Source organism: uncultured Kushneria sp. (genome assembly GCF_947497025.1).
GTDB lineage: Bacteria > Pseudomonadota > Gammaproteobacteria > Pseudomonadales > Halomonadaceae > Kushneria.
Map to the genome: position 1 here is coordinate 385,360 of NZ_CANMFC010000001.1, position 20,235 is coordinate 405,594.

A 20,235-nucleotide genomic window follows, 5' to 3' on the forward strand; every position below is an offset into this window, starting at 1 on the left:
TATGAGAGTGCTTATGAAGTCAGGGTCAGCCGCCTTGTATCGTCAGCCGCTGGTGGCTGTTCCCGGTTGAGAAAACGGGAGGTCGCCATGCGCCATCATCGACACTATCCCCTTGGTGATATCGCCATTTTTCTTGCAGTGATTCTGCTTGCCCTTCTTTTGCTGATGGGTGGCGACACCCTGACGCCTGACCGGGGCAATAATATGCCCGCCTGGTGTGAACACCATGACGGGCATTGTCCCGACGTTTCAGGCGACCCGGTGCGCAGCCTGAAAGGCTAGGCGCAGTGGTTAATTTTCGATCGCTTCACCAGCACGCTGCAGCAGGCTGGACGTGGCCTGGCGGGTATCCTGCCAGGCGCTGTTGGCAGCGTCGCTGGTCTTTTGCCATGTCTGCGAGGCCTGCTGGCGCGCGTTCTGCCACCAGTCGTTGCTCCAGGTGGGCTGCTGCTTGAGCGCGTCGCGGTCCAGATCGACGATAACGTTGTACTCCAGATTGTCCAGATCGGTATCGTTACTGGTTTCAACCGTGAAATCACCGCGCTGAATGACATAGCCATGATCCTGCGGATCAAAACTGTCGTCGTCGGTTTCAATCACGATGGCCTGAAGGGTCATGTCATCGCCGAACAGCAGGTCTTCCACTTCCCCGATGTCCTTATCTTCGTTTTGAAGATGGACATGAGCATCCATCAGTTTGTCGGCAGAGTAGAGGCCATCGGTCGCGGGCTGGCTGGCCTGGGCGATGGTCGCCGCGCTCATCATGACGGCGCCTGCGAGTAGTGAACGATACATCATTAGGGGTCATCCTTTTGTCATGTTTCCGGAAAATCATGGCACTCGACAGGTCACCCTGCCTGGCGTTGTCGTTGATCGACAGTTTCACTTAAGCGTTTGCAACCAGTTGGTTACGAGGATTTCAGTGGGTCGTGACCCCAGTTCATCAGGGAGTAACGCCATCGCGAGGTCCTTTTGTCCTCCTTTTGGGGCGGCTGCTTGAGATGGCGTGCCACATACTGGTTAACCTTTTTCATGTGGCTGTAATCGTCGTCATCCAGTTCTGCCTTGCGCTTTTTCCTGATCTCGACAATGCGGCGCCCCGATTGATGCCCGGTGGATTCGCCGTCGCTGCTGTCGCCCACCGATCTTGACTCGTCACTTTCCAGCCACTGTTCAAGCTCTTTCGGCGCCATGTTGACGCTGTCCCTGAAGTCCTGATAGATCGCTTCGTTGTCATCGCTCATGGTGTCCTCCCTGACACACGGTGTAATGAAAAACCTGTCCCGCCATGACGGCTCAGGCCTTGCGCAGTTCCTTGTGGAGCTTGAGGACGCGGTCGCCGTCATCCTGCTTGATCATGTAGGCCGGCTCATCGTCTGTGGCGTTGCGGGTGACATCGCTGCCCTTGATGCGGCGGGTGACCTTTTCGGTGTACTTGCGGGTGACCCTGCCTTCTGCCCAGTGATCGCCCCATTTCCATTTTACCCGCTGACGCTGGCGGTAGTGCTCACTCATCTCGACGCTCCCTGTCTGCGGTCTCTTACCAGCAATAGCCTGGCTCGCGTCAGGAGTTTGTACAAGAAAAACAAGCACGCCGCCCATTTTGTACAACAATGGGCGGCGCACTTGTACAGCTTATGGTGTGGTAAGCGGCGTCACTCCCGACGGACGTCCTCTTCCGGCGACTGGCCGGCATCAGTAAAGGCGTTCTGGCCGATATCCTTGTCATCGCGTGCCACGGTATCCGCCGCCCAGGCGCCACGCTTGCCCATCGGTCGCGGTTTGCCGGTGGTGGTGTCCTCGCCGGTCTGTCGTTCCAGCTCACAGTTCAGTGCCGCCCCCAGAAGCACGATAAAGGCCGACAGCCAGAACCACAGCAGCAGCACCATGACCGCGCCGATGGTGCCGTAGGTCTGGTTGTAGCTGCTGAAGTTGCGCACATAGATGGAAAAGCCGATCGACCCCAGCGCCCACAGCAGGGTGGCGGTAACGGAGCCGACGCTGAGCCAGCCCACACGCGAAGGCGCCCGGTCAGGCCCGTAGCGGTAAAGAATGGTGATGGCGCTGATCACCAGCAAAAGCAGGATGGGCCAGCGAATATAGGTCAGAAGGGTGGTGAGCGTGTCGCCAAAGGGAAGCCAGGCAATCAGGGGTGGGAGCAGCGCGATGGTGCCCAGCGTCACGATCGTCATCACCATCATGGCGCCGGTGAGTACCCAGGTCATCAGGGTAAGCTTGATCAGGCCGCGCTCTTCCTTCTCGCCGTAGACAATGTTCAGACCGGCCATCAGGCCACGCATGCCCTTCGAGGCGCTGTAGACCGTGAAGACAAGGCCTGCCACGGCGGTAATGCTCATGCCGGTGCCGGCACTGCTGTTGACCGACAGCGCCTGCTGTCGAATGATGCTGGCGGCATCTTCAGGCAGCACGCTGCTGAGCATTTCGATCTGGCCCTGAACCTGCTGCGGGTCAAAGGCCAGACCCCAGATCGAAATGAAGGCAGCGATGGCCGGGAAAATCCCCAGAAAGGCATAAAAGGCGATGCTGGCCGCAATCAGGGTGGCGTGATTGGCCTCTACCTGGCGCTTGACGCGAAAGAGCGTGTCCTTCCAGCCGCGTCCCGGCATGGCAAACGGCGACGTGGTGTGATGTCCCCGATCCCTGCCATGGTGCTTGTCGGTGGTGTCCTGCATGGTTTGGTTACCCCGGTTGAATGGTTCAGGCAGGTGCGTCATGCCTTCGGGTGCCTGGCGTGTAAATGAAATACCCTGTAGGGGCGTCTCCCAGTGTAGCGACAATAATGCCATCATTGAGATTCGAACCAGGTCACGACGTGAGTGTTCATGCGTTAAAGGCGGCAGTGCTCGGGTCACGTCATGCTTGAAGGGTTACGTTCTTGGTCAGTGTAGAGCGCAGGGAAGGTTTCAACATCAAGATCTCACGAGTGCTCAGGGAAGCCACCGAGCACGGGCTGGATCTGTATCTGTTTGTGCCCGCAGAGATCGATCTTCATCGCAATGTTGTCTCCGAGGGGAGTTTTTATCACAACGCCATTCACTTAAAGCGCACCTACTACAGCAACCAGCGCCACTTGCCGCTGGCCCATAGCCGTCTGGCGCGCCGCGATCGACAATCCCCTGAGCGTTATCGCCTGAGCCTGAGTCTTTATGCCTATCAATATGTGGTCGCGCTTGAGCGCCTGATCGCCCCGCTGGAGGGCGATGCTGACCGGATGAGCGTGGAGGCCCTTGAAGAAATCATTGAGCTGGCGCGTAACGTGCCCAGACGCATGCGGCGCAATCGACCCGGTGATGACAGTCAGCTCAAGTATTTCATCAATATCGACAACTATCTGTCCTGGATCACCGAACAGCGGCTTTTGAAGCTGGTCGCCGGGCTGCCCGAGGGCAATGACTCACAGACGCCGGCGCGCGAATCCCTGCTGGAAATCTGTCAGTTCGAAAACCGCTATCGCGAGGAGCATCAGTACAATTCAAGCCGCGCCGCCCAGAGTCCGTCGCGCATTTCCAACAAGATGCGCCTGCTGCGCCGGTTGATCGAATACCCGGTCACGCTCAAGCAGCGAACGCGCGAGCTGGGTGCGTGGGAAGAGCGCGGCGTCAAGGCACTGGCGACCGGCGTGGTAATGCTGGTGATCTCGGTACTGGTACTTGAAGCGCGCAATCTGGTCGGGGATCTGACCCTGCGCTTTGTGTTGATACTGGCGCTTTTGTACGCCATGCGTGAGGTCTTCAAGGAGGATCTGCGTAATACGCTGTGGCGCTGGCTGCGGCGGGGCAGGCCCAAGTGGATGCGTCAGTACTTTGATGTGCACAGCAACGAGATGGTCGGTCAGCAGCGCGAATGGCTCGACTATGTCCGGTTCAAGCGGCTCGATGACGAGATTCGCGCCACCCGCGGCGGCGGCGTGACCCAGCGTGAAGAGGTCATCCTGCAGTATCGAAGCCGCTCGAAAATGCTGCCGACCCGGTTTCTCAGCGGCTATGAAGAAACCCGCGAGATCATGATGCTCGATCTTTCAATGATCGCGAATCTGCTGGAAGACAGCCATCATCATGTCTATCAGCTATGCGATGGTGAGGTGAGTCGCGAAGTGGTCGAGCGACGCTATCAGATCAATCTGGTGGCACGCAGCATTCGCGGTTCCCAGAAAACGACCCTGCAGCGCTGGAAAATCAACATGAGCCGTTCGGGCATCGTGGATATCGAGGAATCCACGCCATGAAGGTAATGCTCAACCCATGCAAGGAGAGATCAATGCAGGACAATTTCGACGAAATGGTTCGTACGCCCGAAAAGCAGGCGGAAGTGGATCAGCAGTGCCGGTCTCTGGCCCTTTACGAATATGAAAGCTGCCCCTTTTGCCGACGTGTGTTGCATGAAATCGAGCGGTTGTCGCTCAATATTGAACTTCGCAACACGCGTGAGGATCCGGCCGCTCGTGAAGAGCTGCGTGAAGGTGGTGGTCGCACCATGGTTCCCTGTCTGCGCATCACTCAGGCCACGGGGGAGACGCACTGGATGTATGAGTCTGGCGATATTGTGGCCTGGCTGCGCCAGCAGTTCGCCTGATATACCGTTATCAAGGGCGCCGGCATGCTGCGGACCGACCATTCACAATCATTCACAAAATGTTGGCTGACGACCCGCCAGCACCGTCTATGCTGTGAAAAGGCACCGACACATGTGCAGTGCAGCAGAATCCGTCGGCGTCATCACGCAGAACAGGAGGTCGGCATGTCAGAGTCGAAAGGCGGCAAGGCAGAAGGAATGATCGACAAGCTTGGCGGCAAGATCCAGAAGGAAACCGGCAAGGCCGCAGGCGACAAGGACCAGATCGAAAAGGGTGAAAAGGATCTGGCCAAGGGCGAACGCAAGGCCAACTCCGATAAGCACAAGGATTGACCGGCGTTCACCATGTTTGTTTTGGCAATGTCTTTTGTGCCGATACAGCGATGACATTGGCAACGCGGCATAACCGTCTACACTGAGAAGGCGTATCACGGATACGCAGATACCTCCCAGAGGGTCAGGTATCACATTTTCTACATGGAGGTAACTGTCATGGCTACAGATTCCAAGTCCGACAAGGCTACTGGTGCACTCGACAAGGCAAAGGGCAAGGTCAAGGAAGCCGTAGGCAAGGCAACCGACAAGCCCGGTACTGAATCCGAAGGCAAGGCCCAGCAGTCCAAGGGACATGCCGAAAGCGCCAAAGGCAATGTCAAGGACGCTTTCAAAAAGTAAGGCTTTTGATGTTGAAGAGTTCTTTCAATGTAAAGAGTTAATAAAAGAGCCGCTCATCGAGCGGCTCTTTCCGTTGGTCGGTCATTTTTTGTATTTGAAGCACCCTGAGTGCTATGGCTGGTTTCTACCGCATCGTACAATCAGGGTTTTAACGGCAGGAGGCTCTTTCATGGCCCAGGCAAGTGCACGACATATTCTGGTCAACAGCGAAGCCGAGTGCGAAGCACTCAAAAGCGAGATCGAGCAGGGCAGGGACTTTGCCGACGTGGCGCGCGAGCACTCAAAGTGCCCCAGCGGTAAGCAGGGTGGCGATCTGGGCACCTTCGGGCGCGGGCAGATGGTGCGCGAATTTGATGAAGTCGTCTTTACCGGTGATCTCAACAAGGTGCACGGCCCGGTCAAGACCCAGTTCGGCTATCACCTGCTGGAAGTGACCAGCCGCAGCTGATGACGGCCTGTGCGCCATCCGACGGTGCCCCGGGGCTGCCTGCCATGGCAGCCCCTTTTTTGTGAACCCGGACCGCCCGGACTCGTCGCGGGCGCGACACTACGGGCCTGCTGGTTTATCCTGCCCGCTGTGAAACGACCCGGGTCGTTAATTTGATGAACCATCCGGCACTTCGGTGCTGATGGACGGCAGGACTGTGAGGAAGTGCTCATGAAAGACTGGCTACAAACGCTGCCCAAGGCGGAACTGCACCTGCACATCGAGGGCACGCTGGAACCCGAGCTCATGTTCGAGCTGGCCGCCAGAAACGATGTTGCGCTCCCCTATGGCTCCATTGAAGAGGTCCGCACGGCCTACAACTTCACCAACCTGCAATCCTTTCTCGATCTCTACTATCAGGGCATGAACGTCCTGCATACCGAGCAGGATTTCTTTGATCTGGCGATGGCCTATTTCGAGCGCGCCCATGAAGACGGCGTGGTCCACATCGAGCTGTCGTTTGATCCGCAGCCGCACCTCGCACGCGGTGTGGCCATGCGTACGCTCTTTGCCGGTCTGGGGCAGGCCCGGGAAGAAGCTGCGCGCCGCTTTGGCATGTCCACGGCCCTGATCATGAGCTTTCTGCGCGATCGCAGCGCAGACGAGGCCATGGACGTGCTTGAGCAGGCCGCGCCCTGGTATGACCAGATCGATGCGATCGGACTGGACAGCGCCGAACTGGGCAACCCGCCGGAGAAGTTTACGGCGGTGTTCGAGCGCGCCCGCACGCTGGGCATTGCACGGATTGCCCATGCCGGCGAAGAAGGCCCGGCGACCTATATCAGCGGGGCGCTGGATGCGCTGGATGTCTGTCGTATCGATCATGGCGTGCGCTGTCTGGAAGACGAGGCGCTGGTGGCCCGGCTTGCCAACGAACAGATTCCGCTCACGGTCTGTCCGCTCTCCAACGTCTATCTAAAGGTCTTTGAGCGTCTGGAAGACCACACGCTGCCCGGTCTGCTCGACCACGGACTGTGTGTCACGCTCAACTCCGACGATCCGGCCTATTTCGGCGGTGGCATGCTCAACAATTTCGTGGCCTGTCACGAGGCCTTTGGCTGGGATGAAGACGCCTTCCGTGTGCTGGCCCGTAACGCCATTGAAGCCGCCTTCATGGACGAGACCCGTCGTGACACGCTGTTGAAGGCCCTTGCCGAGTGCTGATCACCACCCGGTCTGGTGAATGAGCCAGAGCGCCGTGCTGATGGTGAAAAAGGCACCGGTCGTGGCGGCCAGCAGGGCCGCCGCGCAGAGACCGTCCATCGAAAATCGCGTCCCGAAGATGGGGTAGACGCTCAGCATGGGGGCGCTGGCAATCAGCAGTGCCCCGATCATCAGCTCGGTATTGTCGATGGGGAATATCTGAAAGCCCAGCAGCACCAGCAGCGGATGCACCACCAGCTTGGCCAGCGTGATCTGGGCCACATCACGATACATGCCCCGTACCCTGAGCCCGTAAAGCGTCCCGCCAATCACGAACAGGGCGGCCGGTGCCGAGGCGTTGGCCAGCATGTCGAGCGCCTTGTAAAGCGGTGTTGGCACGTCGATGCCGGTCAGCGAGATCGTGGCGCCGGTCACGATCGCAATGATGATCGGATTGCGGATCAGCTGCTGTAGCGTGGTCCCCAGCATGCGAAAAATCGACACGCCCTGCTGGCGGCCCGCCTCGGCAAGCGCCAGACTCAATGGAATCATCAGCATGTTCTCGACCAGCATGCACAGCGCCAGGGCCACCCCGGCGGCGGGGCCGATGACCATGACCGCAATCGGATAGCCGATAAAACCGCTATTGGCCGTCCCCATGCCCATGGCCATGATGGCGCCGTGGTCGAGCCGCTGGCCCTGCAGTCGCGTCAGCCCCAGCCCCAGCAGCAGAATCGCAAGCGACCCCAGCCCATAGGCCAGCAGGTAGTGGGCGTTGAAGACATCCGTCAGCGCGTGCTGGCTCAGCGCACGTACGATAAGCGCAGGCAGGGCAAGCGTGACCACAAAACGTCCTACGCCCTGGACATGCTCCCGGGTGACCACGCCGCCCATGACAGCAAGATACCCCAGCGCGATCAGCATGAAGATGGGGGCGGTAATGGCGAGTACTTCCAAGCACGGGTCTCCGGGACAGCGGCGTCATGGTCAGGAATCCCTGACATTCAGACCACGGATTGAACGGCGAATAATGGTTTGAAAGGTTGTATTTGCCGGCTTCTGGCGCCAGACAATGGTGATCCTTTTTAAACCGCTTTTTCAAAAGGTCATACCATGCAGGCACGTCTGTTATATCACAATACACTGCACTGTTTTCCGGCCGGGCTTGCCGATGAGCGCCAACAGCTGGTCCATGCTGAAGTCTCCGCCGTGGTGTATGACGGCGAGCGCCTGATTCTGGGCAGTGACAAGCCGATACCCGGCGCTGAACGCTCTTCGGTTTTTGCCGTCGATATCGATGACCAGGGGCATCCACAGGAAGAAACGCTGTCCTACTACACCCAGCCCCTGATTCGTCAGGCGATCAAGTATGAGGATTTTGCGCTGACCGTGGATGGCCGCCATGTGCTGGCCACTACCGGCTTTGATCGCATCCACCCCGAGGACCACTCCCTCAACGATTATAACCATCTGCTGATCTGGCCGCTTGGCGACCCTGATCGGGTACAGGTCGTGGACCCGGACCCGCGTGATGGCGTCGAGGGCTCGCTGGAGCTGCGCCAGCGCCTGACGGCCGCCATCGGCATGCCCTATTACAAGATCGAAGGGCTGGCGGCCATTCCATCTGATGAAGGCGATGGTCTGCTGTTGTTTGGCGTGCGTGAACAGGGCCAGCATTTTGATGATTTCCACTATGTCTGCCGCGTGGTCGGCGCCCACTATCGGATCAACGAGCAGGGGCAGTTGATATTTGTTGATGAGATGCGCGAGCACTACGCCTTTGATCCCGGCCGGTTCGAGGCCGTGGAACATCGCTGTGGCCTGTCGAGCCTTGAGTATGACCCGTATAACCACCGGCTTTATCTGATGACCAGCTTTGAAAACGAGCAGGGCGGTATCGACAGCATCGGCGGCTATCTATGGGTGATCGACATGGCAGATTTTGACCGGGGCAGGGCGCCGGCGCTGGTGGAAAACGAAGCGGGTGGCCCGCTGATCTTCAAGCACAAGGCGGAAGGGCTGGCGGTGCTGGATCATGAGCGTCTGTTTGTCGCCTACGACAATGATCGGGAGCTGGCGCTGGGCGACCATGATCCCGAGCGCGAACAAAAATATGCCTGTGAGGCGCCCTGGACGCTGTTACAGATGATCCCGTAGCCCCCCGGGGTCAACCGCGACGCCCGGGACTGATACCATGAGCGCGGTTTTTCCTGTTTTATCTGCTTACGGTGTCATCATGAAAATCGTCATGCGCTACTTTTTCAAAACCGTGCGGCTGGTGCTGGCGCCTGTCATGATCGCCCGTGACCGCTTCGGTCGTCCCGAGCCGGTCACGCGTGCCCCTCAGACGCAGGCCGAGGTCGATCGTGCCTGCCAGACGCTGACGCTTTACCAGTTTCGCACCTGCCCCTTCTGCGTGAAGGTGCGTCATGAAATGCACCGGCTGGCGCTGCCGATCGCCCTGCGCGATACCCAGCACGATAACGATGCCAGACAGGCGCTGAAAGCCGGCGGCGGGCGCGTCAAGGTGCCGTGTCTGGCCATCGAGGGTGACGATGGGCAGACCGAGTGGATGTATGAGTCCGACGCCATCAAGAATTATCTGCAAAAGCGTTTCGAGCCGCAGACCGCCGCGGCCTAGTCCGCGGGCGTTGCCTCATGAAAGGCCCCGGCAAGCCGGGACCTTTTTGCGTTGACGGGGACGGGTTAAACCTCCCTGTAGAGTTCGCTGCCACTCTCGCGAAATTTCTCCGCCTGTTCGGCCATGCCGCGGCGCCGGGTCTCTTCATCCGCTTCAGCGCCCCTGTCCTGTGTGCCGTGGTAAAAACGGTCACGCACTTCCTGGCTGATCTTCATCGAGCAGAACTTCGGGCCGCACATGGAGCAGAAGTGCGCCACCTTGGCCGAGTCCTTGGGCAGGGTCTCGTCGTGATATTCGCGTGCGGTGTCCGGGTCGAGCCCCAGATTGAACTGGTCTTCCCAGCGAAACTCGAAGCGCGCCTTTGAGAGCGCATTGTCGCGGCGCTGCGAGGCGGGGTGGCCCTTGGCCAGATCCGCGGCGTGGGCGGCAATTTTATAGGTGATGATGCCCGTCTTGACGTCATCCCGGTTGGGCAGCCCCAGATGCTCCTTGGGGGTGACGTAGCAGAGCATGGCACAGCCGTACCAGCCGATCATCGCCGCCCCGATGCCGGAGGTGATGTGGTCATAGCCCGGGGCGATGTCGGTGGTCAGCGGCCCCAGCGTGTAGAAGGGCGCCTCGTCACAGCACTCGAGCTGCTTGTCCATGTTCTCCTTGATCAGGTGCATCGGCACATGGCCCGGCCCCTCGATCATCACCTGCACATCGTGACGCCAGGCGATCTGTGTCAGCTCACCCAGGGTTTCCAGCTCGGCGAACTGGGCGGCGTCGTTGGCATCGGCGATTGAGCCCGGGCGCAAGCCGTCCCCCAGCGAAAAGGCCACGTCGTACTGCTTGCAGATCTCGCAGATCTCTTCAAAGCGGGTGTAGAGAAAGCTCTCCTCGTGATGGGCCAGACACCACTTGGCCATGATCGACCCGCCGCGCGAGACGATGCCGGTGGTGCGTTCGGCGGTCATCGGCACATGGTGCAGCCTGACGCCGGCATGGATGGTGAAATAATCCACCCCCTGTTCGGCCTGCTCGATGAGCGTGTCGCGAAAGATCTCCCAGGTGAGGTTTTCGGCCACACCATTGACCTTCTCGAGCGCCTGATACAGCGGCACCGTGCCGATCGGCACCGGCGAGTTGCGGATGATCCACTCGCGGGTCTCGTGAATATTCTGGCCCGTCGACAGATCCATGATGGTATCGGCGCCCCAGCGGATGCCCCAGGTCATCTTGTCGACCTCTTCCTCGATCGAGGAGGTCACCGCCGAATTGCCCAGATTGCCATTGATCTTCACCAGGAAATTGCGCCCGATGATCATCGGCTCGCTTTCGGGGTGGTTGATGTTATTGGGGATGATCGCCCGCCCGCGGGCCACTTCTTCACGCACAAACTCCGGCGTGATCTCCTCTGGCAGACGGGCACCGAAACTTTCGCCCGGGTGCTGATGGCCCAGAATGCGCTCCACCTCGGCACTGCCCGAGTATTGTGAAGAAAGCACCTGGCGGCGCTGGTTTTCCCGCAGGGCGATAAATTCCATTTCCGGCGTCACGATATTCTTTCGGGCGTAGTGCAGCTGAGTCACGTTGCAGCCCGCTTTCGCGCGGCGCGGCGTGCGTTTCAGCTCAAAGCGCAGGGTCGCCAGGCGCGGGTCTTCGGCACGGCGCTGGCCATATTCGGAAGTGGGGCCATCCAGCCACTCGGTGTCCCCCCGCTCATCGATCCAGCTGCGGCGCAGGTCCACAAGGCCGCGGCGGATATCGATGTCGGCGTCCGGGTCGGTGTAGGGGCCGGAGGTGTCATAGACCAGCAGTGGCGGGTTTTCTTCAATGCCGTCACGGGTCGTGGTGGGCGAGAGACTGATTTCGCGCATCGGCACGCGAATGTCCGGGCGCGAGCCTTCGATAAAGACCTTGCGAGAAGCGGGCAGTGGCGAGACGGAGGCGCTGTCGACGCGGGCACTGTCGGCCAGAAAGGTGGGGTGTTTCTTGCCGCGATGCGGTGATGATGCAGGTGTTGAGGCAGTGCGTTCAGTCATGGTGTGCTCCAGAGCGTGACATCAGTCAGGCGGCGCACAGCGTAGGCAGGAAGGGGCGGCGTGGCGAGATGCCAGGATGGCAGCGTGGACCCTTCGCTTGATCCCTACGCCGGTATTAGCCGGATCAGGTTCATCGGGATCCACCGTGGTATCGCAGAGCGATACAGGGTGATCTCAGCCGGTTCCACCGGCACCCCGTCAAGCAGACGATGGCTTTACCATCGCCGGATCAGTCTGTGCCGTTCAGCGCCGGGCGGTCAAGCCCTGTCCGGCGCCTTGCCTCGCAAAAGATGCATCGAGCCTGAAAGATGCCCGAAAACGCCCATGATCTCTTGATAGGAAAGTACGACGGGTAAACGTTGCGGGCACTTGGTACGACAAAAAATGCCCATATCGCCTAAAGGTTGCGCCAGCAAATGGCGATAGAAAAAATGATCGTGTTCAATGTTTGATGCTTTGCGACTGCTGGCGCATGCTTTTTATTGCCGGAGGCTCTAGAAACTGCTCTAACTCTACCTTGCATAATGGCGAGATGCTGCATGGCATGAAAGCGAAGGAAGGATCGAATCAAATAGCAATACCCCTAACGAATACATAGGTGCGTTCATTAGGGATATAAAGTTGAGCGTATAATTACTGTAAGAAATTCCGACAGTACGGATTTTTTCCGAGTAAACGTAGCTCTATCGCATGTCATTGCTTCAGTTATGTTGAAGAGCCAAACGCTTTGATTATCGTATTCTAAGAATAATCGCTTCAGACAAGGGGCGAGGCTGATGCTATTCTTTCCGCTTTTATTAGTTTTTACGATATTTATTGGCTTTTGGGTCAATCAGGAAGCGGTAATTGGTCGATGCCTCAGGTGATGGTGGCTGGTATGACTATGAATGCAATAGCTGTATGCGGGGCGATACCCTGCTTTCGAAATATCGCCTGGCTTTTTAACAAACCAGTGTCGCCGAATTAAAAGCGCCGTGAATATAAGCGTCAGGAAATTGAGGATCATTCGTGGGAAAAGAGCTTAAGCGACTGAGGAGAAGGAAAAGCAGCCAAGCTAAATTGGAGGACATTTGGGAGCATTCAAACTCCAGCTTGATCGTACACTATTCATGCGAGAGCTTTTATGACAGGGATGATGGCAAGACTCCAAGGGTTACTTCCATTGCTGCTCGAAATCTTGCATCTGGTCAAACAGAGTCCTTTTCTATCCACAAAATTGCTGAGCAGCGTAAGCTCCCATTTGATGAGATTGACGAGAACTATGACGAGCTAGAGAAAGAAATGCTTGGTGAGTATTTCGACTTTGTGAGGTCGCATCAGCATTTCAACTGGGTTCATTGGAATATGAGGGACATAAATTATGGATTTGCAGCATTGGAGCATCGATTCAGAGTGCTTGGCAGAGAACCAATAATCATTACAGAAGATAGGAAGTTTGATCTAGCGCGGGCCATGGTAAGTATTTATGGTCTCGGATATATCGAGCACCCAAGGCTTCAAAAGCTTATTGAAAAGAACCTTATTACGGATAAAGGCTTTCTCTCTGGTAAAAAAGAGGCCGATGCCTTCGAGCAGAAAGATTATATCAAGCTCCACCAGTCCACTCTTCGAAAAGCAGACATACTTGCAAATATCTTTGAGCGGACTGCCGATGGCTCTATAAAAACAAACTCAAGCTGGTTCGAGCAATGCGGTGTTCATCCCAAGGTATTAGTCGAGATCGTTCAAGATCATTGGCTTTGGACCTTGGTCGTGATAGTGGCGATTATAATCGGTCTAATATCTAGTGCTGCGGCCCTTTTTTAACCAGTATTTGTTGTCGGACATACCTGTGTTGTTGCTCTGGTACACCGCAATGCTAAGCGTTAACTATTCTTTGGAATAGAGTGGTAGAGTTTTGCTCATCCGCTTCATCGGAAGCCATCGTGATATCGCCTCGCGATACCACGATAATCTCCGCCGGTGCCACCGGCACTCCATCAAGCGCTCAGCGCGTGGCATCCAGCCCCATCTGCCAGAAGGCGCTTTCAAGACGAGTGGCATCACGAAAGGTCGTGGTCAGCTGCTCGAAGCGGCTCGGTGAGACTTCGGCCAGTCGGGCATCCAGCCACAGACGCTCCTGATGTGCCGCCTGCTGGTATTCGGCACCGCGGTACATGTCGATCCATGCCTGATAGGGGTTATCAGTGGTGACGGTCTGTGATCGCGTGCCGATCCAGTCGGCCACCTCGGCGTAGCCGATCAGGCACGGCGCCAGCGCCACATGCAGGTCCAGCAGATCGCCCCGGTGGCCGCAGTCCAGTACGAAGCGGGTGTAGGCCAGCGTCTCGGGCGCCTCTTCCAGATTGTGAAGGCTTGCCGCATCAATGCCCCACTCCCGGCAATAGGTGACGTGCAGCCCCATTTCGGTATCCACGATGGTCTTTAAATTGTCCAGCGAGTGACGAAGCTCGTTCATGTCGCGGCTTTTGTAGACGGCCAGCCCCCAGGCGCGGGCGAAATGGATTAGAAACAGATAGTCCTGCTGCAGGTAATGACGAAAGGCAGCAGCAGGCAGTGTGGCCTCGCTGACGCCGGTCACGAAAGCGTGCTGGATATAGGCCTGCCACTGGTCGCTGCAGACATTTTTGATCGTATCGAAACTCTGAGGCATATCGGGCTCCGCATTGGCGCTTGTTCGGGTCGCTCAGAGTAAACCATTGCCCGGTGCGCCCGGGATGTTATGGCAGGCATGCAATGCCATGAAATTTGCAAAGACGTCTTATAATATGAGGCTTAACGATTCATCCCCTGACGCCATCGTCTTTTTCCAGGGGCTACAGGGAGACAATATGGCCCGCACAAGTCATTCGGGCGGTGAAGCACCGGGTTCATCCGAGCAGGCAACACCCTTTATCGAACGCGGAGGCCCGGACTATCGACCCACCATGCTGGCGCTGTTTCTGGGCGCCTTTTCTACCTTCGCGTTGCTGTACTGCGTCCAGCCCATGCTGCCAATTTTGTCCGAGGCCTTCGGGATCGATCCGGCCAGCACCAGCCTGGTGTTGTCGGTGTCGACCGGCATGCTGGCAGTGGGGCTTTTGATCACCGGGCCGCTGTCGGACGCCATCGGGCGCAAGAAGATGATGTCGCTGGCGCTGTTGAGCGCCTCCGCGCTGACCATTGGTGCGGCGTTCATGCAGCACTGGGGCATGATTCTGGTCATGCGGGCACTGGCGGGGCTTTCGATGGCAGGGCTTTGCGGCGTGGCGATGGCCTATCTCAATGAGGAGATTCATCCGAGCTTTATTGGCGTCTCGATGGGGCTTTATATCGGCGGCAATGCCATCGGCGGCATGAGCGGGCGATTGATCAGCGGCGTGATGGTGGATTTCGTCCACTGGCGGGTGACGCTGGCCACCATGGGCATCATTTCGCTCATCAGCGCGCTTGCCTTCATGAAGATGCTGCCACCTTCGCGCCACTTCGAGCCCAGGAAACTGAGCGTGGCCAATCTGGCCGGCGCCTTTCGGCTGCACTTTCGCGATGCCGGGCTGCCGTGGCTGTTTCTGGAAGCCTTTTTATTGATGGGCAGCTTCGTGACGCTGTTCAACTACATCGTCTATCGTCTGCTGGAGGCGCCGTATCACTTCAGCCAGACCACGATCGGACTGTTGTCGATTGTCTATCTCTCGGGCATCTACAGCTCGGCCTGGGCGGGCGGCCTGGCCGACCGGCTGGGGCGCTCGCGCGTTTTCTGGGTCTTTGTGGTCGTGATGCTGGCAGGTCTTGCCCTGACGCTGGCCTCGCCCGTGGTACTGATCATGGTCGGCATGCTGATCTTTACCTTCGGCTTTTTTGCCGCCCACTCGATTGCCAGCGGCTGGGTCGGTCAGCGCGCCACCCAGGCCCGCGGTCAGGCCTCGTCGCTTTATCTGTTCAGCTACTATCTGGGCTCGAGCCTGGCCGGCACGCTGGGCGGCACCTTCTGGGCCATGGGTGGCTGGAACGGGGTGAGTGCGTTTATCGCTGCGCTACTGCTGCTGGCGCTGCTGGCAGGGCTGCGACTGCGCCGGTTGACCGCCAGCTCCTCATGACATCCGGGCAGGGGTTGATGTGATCCGCTCTCTTCACAACAGATCGCGGCACAACAGGTGGATGTGTCTTACACTTGACGCTATCAATGTTTCATTTAAATACAGGACTAGACACCGATGACCGCTCGAAAAGTACGGCATCTGCATACCGCCATTCGTGATGACATCGGCGATCTGATCACGCATCGGCCGTTGCCCGGCCCCTCGATCGACTATCTCGATCCTTATCTGTTTCTCAATCATCACGGCCCGCAGACTTACGCACGCGATAACCAGGGTCTGCCGTTCGGGCCGCACCCGCACCGCGGCTTTGAAACCGTGACCTTCATTCTTGACGGCTCGCTGGCCCACGCCGACAGCGGTGATCATGAAAGCATCATCAACGCTGGCGGCGTGCAGTGGATGACCGCCGGGCGCGGGCTGGTGCACTCGGAAATTTCCCCCGAGGCTTTTCGCCGCGAAGGTGGGCGCATGGAGATTCTCCAGCTCTGGATCAATCTGCCTGCCGAACTCAAGATGACCGAGCCGCGCTATACCGGGCTTCAGGCCGATGAACTGGTGCAGGTCGAGCTCGATGAAGGACGTGGGCATCTGACGCTGGTGGCCGGTGAATTCGACCAGCAGGGCAGTACCTTCCGCGGTCCCATCGAGACGCTGACGCCCACCTTCATGTCGATCATGACCATCAGGGAAGGTTCGCTCATTCAGCTGCCGGTGCCCGAGGATCACGAGATATTCTGCTATGTGGTGCGCGGCAATATCATGATTTCCGAGCAGGCCATTCGCCCCTGTCATTTGATCGAATTCGAGACAGAAGGCGATTATGTCGAGATTCGCGGCTCTGGCGATGCCACGCTGATTTTTGGTCACGCGCCGCGGCTGAAGGAACCCATGGTCTCTCATGGTCCGTTCGTGATGAACACGCGTGAAGAGATCGAGCAGGCCGTTGATGATTATCGCAACGGTCGCTTTGGTGGATTAAACACCGCGTAGTGAACGCGCCCTGAGAAAACAAAAAAACGCCCGCAGCCACTGCTGCGGGCGTTTTTCATGGGCGAAGGCTTGTATATGTGAAGAAAGGACCAACCAGAAAACGCGACTACCAGGCCCAGTTCAACAGGGGGGACGGGATGCGCCGACGCTCGAGCTCCCGCCAGCCGCGTACGCAGCGTACGATAAGCCACACCGTAATCAGCGGAAACAGCAACAGGCCGACGCCCAGAAACGACAGGATCGAGGCCAGTACCATATACAAAAGGCCGATCCAGAAGGTGCGAATCAAGAAGGTGTAGTGATCCGCCAGCCAGCCCGATGAGCGGCCGCGGTAGATATAGGCAATGACCAGCCCGGCCAGCGCCGTGATGCCGGTCAGAATGCTGATCAGATAGAGCACGTAGCCGATGCGGACCATCATCGGGTCGTCATCGGCGGCGGGGTGTTCATGAAGTATCGGGTCCCTGTCGGTCACGAAACGCTCCTCGGGGTAATGAGAGGGCATCATTATAACCCGACAGGGAAAGGGCTGCCTGCGCGTGCCGGTTCGACTCAAAAGGCCAGCGGCGAGGGCCTCACGCCCTGAGGAATGGGGCAGACGTAGGGGGCGCGTTCGTTGGCCTCGAACAGTTCCCGGCGCGCCTGGCGCACGCGCTCGGGCTCTTCCAGCAGCCGAACGGCCGTGCTGCCCAGAATCTCTGCGGCTTTCAACATGCCCTTGTGACCCAGCGCGCTGCGTCCCTGGGCCACCACCTGCCAGGTGTGCAGGGCGGTGCCGATGGCAAAGCAGCTCACGTAGCACTGCGCCGTCGGTACCACCCGGCTGACATCGCCGACATCGGTGGAGCCCTTCATGATCTCTCGGCCATCTCCCGGGGCGAGTACGCTGTCCGCCAGGGGCTGTCGTTCGAAGGCCTCGATATGGCCCTGGGTGTCATGGCCGGTCATCCGGCGCATGCTGTCAAGATCGGCCGCTCTGCCGGTGGGCGTGATGGTGTCGGCGATGGTGCGGGCATAGCGTTGATCACCCTCGTCAAAGGCAGGGGCGCCCAGCGCCTGCATCTGTTCGAACATCAGTGCTTCCAGGGTGCGGTTGGGCAGATAGCTGGAGCAGGCCTTGTCGAACGTCACCTCCACACTCGTGCCGGTCATCAGCGCCGCGCCGCGGGCCACATCCTGCAGGCGAGCGTAGATCTCTTCGGTCTCCGTCATGGCGGGGGCGCGCACCAGATGATGGTGTCGGCGATGGTGCGGGCATAGCGTTGATCACCCTCGTCAAAGGCAGGGGCGCCCAGCGCCTGCATCTGTTCGAACATCAGTGCTTCCAGGGTGCGGTTGGGCAGATAGCTGGAGCAGGCCTTGTCGAACGTCACCTCCACACTCGTGCCGGTCATCAGCGCCGCGCCGCGGGCCACATCCTGCAGGCGAGCGTAGATCTCTTCGGTCTCCGACATGGTCGGCGCGCGCACCAGATAAAGAACCTCGGCGCTGGATTGCACCACGTTGGGCGAGGCGCCGCCGCTGTCGGTCATGGCGTAGTGCAGGCGGGCCTGATCCGGCACATGCTCGCGCAGATAGTTGGCGCCCACGTTCATCAACTCCACCGCATCCAGCGCGCTGCGTCCCAGATGCGGCGAGTTGGCGGCGTGGGCGGCCGTGCCGTGAAAGCGAAAATAGGCCTGAATGTTGGCAAGCGTCGGGGTGGAAAAAAGCCCGGTGAAGGTCATCGGGTGCCAGGTCAGGGCGGCGTCAACGTCATCGAACAGACCTTCGCGGACCATGAAGGTCTTGCCGGAGCCGCCTTCCTCGCCCGGACAGCCGTAAAAGCGCAGGGTGCCGGCACCCTCGAGCCTGCCGCGCGAGCGCAGATCATCCCGCGCGGCCACGGCGGCGGCCAGCGCCGCCGTGCCCAGCAGGTTGTGGCCGCAGCCGTGACCGTTGCCGCCGGGCTCGAGCGGCTCATGGGCGCTGGCACCGCCGCGCTGGCTGAGCCCGGTCAGCGCATCGAACTCACCGAGCAGGGCAATCACCGGCGCGCCGCTGCCGATGCTGGCCACGAACGCCGTCTCCATGCCGGCCACGCCGCGCTCGACGTGAAAGCCCTCGGCTTCCAGCGCATCGGCCAGCAGGCGACTGGAAACATGCTCCTCAAAGCGGGTTTCGGGATGATCCCAGACGGCATCGGCCAGCGCGATGAACCGGTCGCGGCGCGCTTCGATCCGCGCGCTGATGCGCGCGGCCGGGGTCTCTTCAAGGGGCGCTTCAGCGGTCATGGCGGGCTCCCGGCAGGTCCATGTCAAAGGCGAGATGCGCCAGCGTACGCACCGCCAGCGGCAGCACGTCTTCATTGAAATCGAAGCACTGATGGTGGTGGCCGGCGGCCAGTTCGGTGCCAAAGATCATATAGGTGGCCAGCCCCCCACGGGACTGCACCTGCTTCATCATGCAGGTGGCATCCTCGGAGCCCGATGGCTCGCTGATGCGTGGCGTGACCACCTCGACACCCGGCAACCCCTTAATGCGGCTCTGAATGTAGTCGACCAGCTCGGGGCTTGCGGTACAGGTGTCGGCCTCGCCGGCGAGATGGTACTCGACGCTGACCCCCTGCATCTGCGCGGCCCCTTCGATCACATCGATGGCACGCCGGCGCATCTCCTCATTGATGGCCGTGTTTTCGCCGCGGGTTTCAATCTTCATCGTGGCCGTGGCAGGGACGACATTGCGACCGCTGCCGGCGTTGAGCACGCCCACGTTGATGCGCGAGGCCCCGGCGCTGTGGCGGGGGATGGCATGCAGCCCGACGGCGGCCTGGGCGGCAGCCAACAGGGCATTGCGGCCCGCTTCGGGCCGGCCGCCGGCATGGGCAGGCACACCGGTGTAGCGCACGTCGAGCTTGGTGGTGGCCAGGTAGCCATCCTGAGCGCAGACGATTTCACCCAGGGGAATGTCCAGACCGATGTGGGTGGCCATAAAGACGTCAACGTCATCAAGTACGCCGGCGGTGACCATGGAACGCGCCCCGCGCACACCTTCTTCGGCCGGTTGAAAGATCAGCTTGATGCGCCCGGAAAGGTCAGCCTCGAACGCCTTGAAAAGCCGCGCCAGTCCCAGCCCGATGGTGGTATGCCCATCGTGTCCGCAGGCATGCATCATGCCGGCATTTTGTGAGCCAAACCCCTGCTGGGCGGGGCGATGCGACGACTCGCGGGACTCGTCGAGATCCAGCGCGTCCATATCGATGCGATAACCGATGGTCGGCCCCGGACGGCCGGTGTCGAGCACACCGACCACGCCGGTAAATCCGCCGGAAAGCTGCGGCAACCACTTCTCGATGGCGCCCTGCGCTCTGGCGCGGGCTTCCTCGCGGGCCAGGGTATCGGCGTCCGGCACGCCCATGCGGGCGTTTTCCGCCACGACGTCACGGCCCAGCGTGACCGTGTAGCCCAGCTGATCGAGTTCCTCGGCCACGATCGAGGCGGTGCGAAACTCGACCCAGCCGGATTCGGCGTGCTGATGAAAATCACGCCGCCAAGCGGTCAGCTGCGGGGTCAGAGCGTCAAGATGGGGTTCAAGCGTACGGGCAAGGGTCTGTGACATGAC

Annotated in this window: 23 protein-coding genes and 1 riboswitch; of the genes, 12 read left to right on the forward strand and 11 right to left on the reverse strand. The window is 59.3% G+C overall.

The features are described from left to right. The first annotated feature begins 87 nt into the window (after nucleotides 1–87). A complete protein-coding gene (locus Q0931_RS01770) occupies nucleotides 88–282 on the forward strand; it encodes a hypothetical protein (RefSeq protein ID WP_299256653.1) in 195 nt (64 codons plus the stop codon). A 9-nt stretch (nucleotides 283–291) separates the two neighbouring features. Here Q0931_RS01770 and Q0931_RS01775 read toward each other — a convergent pair whose 3' ends face one another. The 4 genes from Q0931_RS01775 to Q0931_RS01790 all read right to left on the reverse strand — a co-directional run bounded on the left by Q0931_RS01775 (nucleotide 292) and on the right by Q0931_RS01790 (nucleotide 2,693). Continuing rightward, on the reverse strand, nucleotides 292–798 hold the full coding sequence (locus tag Q0931_RS01775) for a PRC-barrel domain containing protein (RefSeq protein ID WP_299256655.1): 507 nt from the start codon (nucleotides 796–798) through the stop codon (nucleotides 292–294). A 110-nt stretch (nucleotides 799–908) separates the two neighbouring features. Then, entirely contained in the window at nucleotides 909–1,244 is a 336-nt protein-coding gene (locus Q0931_RS01780) for a DUF3140 domain-containing protein (RefSeq protein ID WP_299256657.1), read from the reverse strand. A gap of 52 nt (nucleotides 1,245–1,296) precedes the next feature. Next, the gene (locus tag Q0931_RS01785; protein WP_299256659.1) at nucleotides 1,297–1,515 is read right to left on the reverse strand and encodes a DUF2945 domain-containing protein; all 219 of its coding nucleotides are present in this window, start codon (nucleotides 1,513–1,515) and stop codon (nucleotides 1,297–1,299) included. Nucleotides 1,516–1,655: 140 nt separating this feature from the next. Beyond that, on the reverse strand, nucleotides 1,656–2,693 hold the full coding sequence (locus tag Q0931_RS01790) for a YihY/virulence factor BrkB family protein (RefSeq protein ID WP_299256661.1): 1,038 nt from the start codon (nucleotides 2,691–2,693) through the stop codon (nucleotides 1,656–1,658). A 203-nt stretch (nucleotides 2,694–2,896) separates the two neighbouring features. On the opposite strand from Q0931_RS01790, the gene Q0931_RS01795 reads away from it, so the two are divergent. From Q0931_RS01795 to Q0931_RS01820, 6 genes are all read left to right on the forward strand, one after another. Then, nucleotides 2,897–4,246, forward strand: coding sequence for a hypothetical protein (locus tag Q0931_RS01795; RefSeq protein ID WP_299256663.1), 1,350 nt, complete (start codon nucleotides 2,897–2,899; stop codon nucleotides 4,244–4,246). Between the two features lie 32 nt (nucleotides 4,247–4,278). Continuing rightward, nucleotides 4,279–4,593: a glutathione S-transferase N-terminal domain-containing protein gene (locus tag Q0931_RS01800; RefSeq protein WP_299256665.1), complete on the forward strand. Its 315-nt coding sequence runs from the start codon at nucleotides 4,279–4,281 to the stop codon at nucleotides 4,591–4,593. A 165-nt stretch (nucleotides 4,594–4,758) separates the two neighbouring features. Beyond that, nucleotides 4,759–4,926: a hypothetical protein gene (locus Q0931_RS01805; protein ID WP_299256667.1), complete on the forward strand. Its 168-nt coding sequence runs from the start codon at nucleotides 4,759–4,761 to the stop codon at nucleotides 4,924–4,926. Between the two features lie 159 nt (nucleotides 4,927–5,085). Further along, on the forward strand, nucleotides 5,086–5,268 hold the full coding sequence (locus tag Q0931_RS01810; protein WP_299256669.1) for a CsbD family protein: 183 nt from the start codon (nucleotides 5,086–5,088) through the stop codon (nucleotides 5,266–5,268). A gap of 169 nt (nucleotides 5,269–5,437) precedes the next feature. Further along, a complete protein-coding gene (locus Q0931_RS01815; protein ID WP_299256671.1) occupies nucleotides 5,438–5,716 on the forward strand; it encodes a peptidylprolyl isomerase in 279 nt (92 codons plus the stop codon). Between the two features lie 210 nt (nucleotides 5,717–5,926). Beyond that, nucleotides 5,927–6,919 carry an adenosine deaminase gene (locus Q0931_RS01820; protein WP_299256673.1) on the forward strand — a complete coding sequence of 331 codons (993 nt, stop codon included), beginning with the start codon at nucleotides 5,927–5,929 and terminating at the stop codon, nucleotides 6,917–6,919. On the opposite strand, the gene Q0931_RS01825 is transcribed toward Q0931_RS01820, so the two are convergent. Beyond that, complete coding sequence (locus Q0931_RS01825; protein WP_299256675.1) at nucleotides 6,920–7,855, reverse strand: AEC family transporter; 936 nt, start codon at nucleotides 7,853–7,855, stop codon at nucleotides 6,920–6,922. It lies immediately after the preceding gene. 156 nt (nucleotides 7,856–8,011) lie between these two features. Between Q0931_RS01825 and Q0931_RS01830 the strand changes: the two genes are divergently transcribed. Both Q0931_RS01830 and Q0931_RS01835 read left to right on the forward strand, forming a co-directional pair. Beyond that, nucleotides 8,012–9,055 carry a hypothetical protein gene (locus tag Q0931_RS01830; RefSeq protein WP_299256677.1) on the forward strand — a complete coding sequence of 348 codons (1,044 nt, stop codon included), beginning with the start codon at nucleotides 8,012–8,014 and terminating at the stop codon, nucleotides 9,053–9,055. 79 nt (nucleotides 9,056–9,134) lie between these two features. Beyond that, nucleotides 9,135–9,539 carry a glutaredoxin gene (locus tag Q0931_RS01835; RefSeq protein WP_299256679.1) on the forward strand — a complete coding sequence of 135 codons (405 nt, stop codon included), beginning with the start codon at nucleotides 9,135–9,137 and terminating at the stop codon, nucleotides 9,537–9,539. A gap of 65 nt (nucleotides 9,540–9,604) precedes the next feature. Here Q0931_RS01835 and thiC read toward each other — a convergent pair whose 3' ends face one another. Then, nucleotides 9,605–11,566: a phosphomethylpyrimidine synthase ThiC gene (thiC, locus tag Q0931_RS01840; protein WP_299256681.1), complete on the reverse strand. Its 1,962-nt coding sequence runs from the start codon at nucleotides 11,564–11,566 to the stop codon at nucleotides 9,605–9,607. An 84-nt stretch (nucleotides 11,567–11,650) separates the two neighbouring features. Continuing rightward, nucleotides 11,651–11,774: riboswitch (TPP riboswitch) on the reverse strand. A gap of 800 nt (nucleotides 11,775–12,574) precedes the next feature. Between thiC and Q0931_RS01845 the strand changes: the two genes are divergently transcribed. Then, nucleotides 12,575–13,372, forward strand: a complete 798-nt coding sequence (locus Q0931_RS01845; protein WP_299256683.1) for a hypothetical protein — start codon at nucleotides 12,575–12,577, stop codon at nucleotides 13,370–13,372. Between the two features lie 181 nt (nucleotides 13,373–13,553). Here the strand turns inward: Q0931_RS01845 and tenA are convergent, their stop codons facing one another. Next, nucleotides 13,554–14,219 carry a thiaminase II gene (tenA, locus tag Q0931_RS01850; protein ID WP_299256685.1) on the reverse strand — a complete coding sequence of 222 codons (666 nt, stop codon included), beginning with the start codon at nucleotides 14,217–14,219 and terminating at the stop codon, nucleotides 13,554–13,556. 178 nt (nucleotides 14,220–14,397) lie between these two features. Between tenA and Q0931_RS01855 the strand changes: the two genes are divergently transcribed. Beyond that, nucleotides 14,398–15,642 carry an MFS transporter gene (locus tag Q0931_RS01855; protein ID WP_299256687.1) on the forward strand — a complete coding sequence of 415 codons (1,245 nt, stop codon included), beginning with the start codon at nucleotides 14,398–14,400 and terminating at the stop codon, nucleotides 15,640–15,642. Between the two features lie 117 nt (nucleotides 15,643–15,759). After that, a complete protein-coding gene (locus tag Q0931_RS01860; RefSeq protein WP_299256689.1) occupies nucleotides 15,760–16,635 on the forward strand; it encodes a pirin family protein in 876 nt (291 codons plus the stop codon). A gap of 106 nt (nucleotides 16,636–16,741) precedes the next feature. On the opposite strand, the gene Q0931_RS01865 is transcribed toward Q0931_RS01860, so the two are convergent. The 4 genes from Q0931_RS01865 to Q0931_RS01880 all read right to left on the reverse strand — a co-directional run bounded on the left by Q0931_RS01865 (nucleotide 16,742) and on the right by Q0931_RS01880 (nucleotide 20,232). After that, complete coding sequence (locus Q0931_RS01865) at nucleotides 16,742–17,110, reverse strand: hypothetical protein (RefSeq protein ID WP_299256691.1); 369 nt, start codon at nucleotides 17,108–17,110, stop codon at nucleotides 16,742–16,744. 77 nt (nucleotides 17,111–17,187) lie between these two features. Beyond that, nucleotides 17,188–17,847 (reverse strand): hypothetical protein, encoded by a 660-nt coding sequence (locus tag Q0931_RS01870; RefSeq protein ID WP_299256693.1) that lies wholly within the window; start codon nucleotides 17,845–17,847, stop codon nucleotides 17,188–17,190. Then, a complete protein-coding gene (locus tag Q0931_RS01875) occupies nucleotides 17,844–18,908 on the reverse strand; it encodes an amidohydrolase (RefSeq protein WP_299256695.1) in 1,065 nt (354 codons plus the stop codon). Before Q0931_RS01875 ends, Q0931_RS01870 begins: the two co-directional genes overlap by 4 nt. Next, nucleotides 18,898–20,232 carry an amidohydrolase gene (locus Q0931_RS01880; protein ID WP_299256697.1) on the reverse strand — a complete coding sequence of 445 codons (1,335 nt, stop codon included), beginning with the start codon at nucleotides 20,230–20,232 and terminating at the stop codon, nucleotides 18,898–18,900. Before Q0931_RS01880 ends, Q0931_RS01875 begins: the two co-directional genes overlap by 11 nt. Between the last annotated feature and the right edge of the window lie 3 nt (nucleotides 20,233–20,235).

Bases quoted from the DNA above. Each gene is read 5' to 3' on its own strand.
- Q0931_RS01875 (WP_299256695.1), bottom strand. From the start codon at position 18,908: ATGACCGCTGAAGCGCCCCTTGAAGAGACCCCGGCCGCGCGCATCAGC.
- tenA (WP_299256685.1), bottom strand. From the start codon at position 14,219: ATGCCTCAGAGTTTCGATACGATCAAAAATGTCTGCAGCGACCAGTGG.
- Q0931_RS01830 (WP_299256677.1), top strand. From the start codon at position 8,012: ATGCAGGCACGTCTGTTATATCACAATACACTGCACTGTTTTCCGGCC.
- Q0931_RS01820 (WP_299256673.1), top strand. From the start codon at position 5,927: ATGAAAGACTGGCTACAAACGCTGCCCAAGGCGGAACTGCACCTGCAC.
- Q0931_RS01880 (WP_299256697.1), bottom strand. From the start codon at position 20,232: ATGTCACAGACCCTTGCCCGTACGCTTGAACCCCATCTTGACGCTCTG.
- Q0931_RS01805 (WP_299256667.1), top strand. From the start codon at position 4,759: ATGTCAGAGTCGAAAGGCGGCAAGGCAGAAGGAATGATCGACAAGCTT.
- Q0931_RS01780 (WP_299256657.1), bottom strand. From the start codon at position 1,244: ATGAGCGATGACAACGAAGCGATCTATCAGGACTTCAGGGACAGCGTC.
- Q0931_RS01785 (WP_299256659.1), bottom strand. From the start codon at position 1,515: ATGAGTGAGCACTACCGCCAGCGTCAGCGGGTAAAATGGAAATGGGGC.
- Q0931_RS01855 (WP_299256687.1), top strand. From the start codon at position 14,398: ATGGCCCGCACAAGTCATTCGGGCGGTGAAGCACCGGGTTCATCCGAG.
- Q0931_RS01790 (WP_299256661.1), bottom strand. From the start codon at position 2,693: ATGCAGGACACCACCGACAAGCACCATGGCAGGGATCGGGGACATCAC.
- Q0931_RS01800 (WP_299256665.1), top strand. From the start codon at position 4,279: ATGCAGGACAATTTCGACGAAATGGTTCGTACGCCCGAAAAGCAGGCG.
- Q0931_RS01815 (WP_299256671.1), top strand. From the start codon at position 5,438: ATGGCCCAGGCAAGTGCACGACATATTCTGGTCAACAGCGAAGCCGAG.
- Q0931_RS01775 (WP_299256655.1), bottom strand. From the start codon at position 798: ATGATGTATCGTTCACTACTCGCAGGCGCCGTCATGATGAGCGCGGCG.
- Q0931_RS01860 (WP_299256689.1), top strand. From the start codon at position 15,760: ATGACCGCTCGAAAAGTACGGCATCTGCATACCGCCATTCGTGATGAC.
- Q0931_RS01770 (WP_299256653.1), top strand. From the start codon at position 88: ATGCGCCATCATCGACACTATCCCCTTGGTGATATCGCCATTTTTCTT.
- thiC (WP_299256681.1), bottom strand. From the start codon at position 11,566: ATGACTGAACGCACTGCCTCAACACCTGCATCATCACCGCATCGCGGC.
- Q0931_RS01810 (WP_299256669.1), top strand. From the start codon at position 5,086: ATGGCTACAGATTCCAAGTCCGACAAGGCTACTGGTGCACTCGACAAG.
- Q0931_RS01870 (WP_299256693.1), bottom strand. From the start codon at position 17,847: ATGACGGAGACCGAAGAGATCTACGCTCGCCTGCAGGATGTGGCCCGC.
- Q0931_RS01835 (WP_299256679.1), top strand. From the start codon at position 9,135: ATGAAAATCGTCATGCGCTACTTTTTCAAAACCGTGCGGCTGGTGCTG.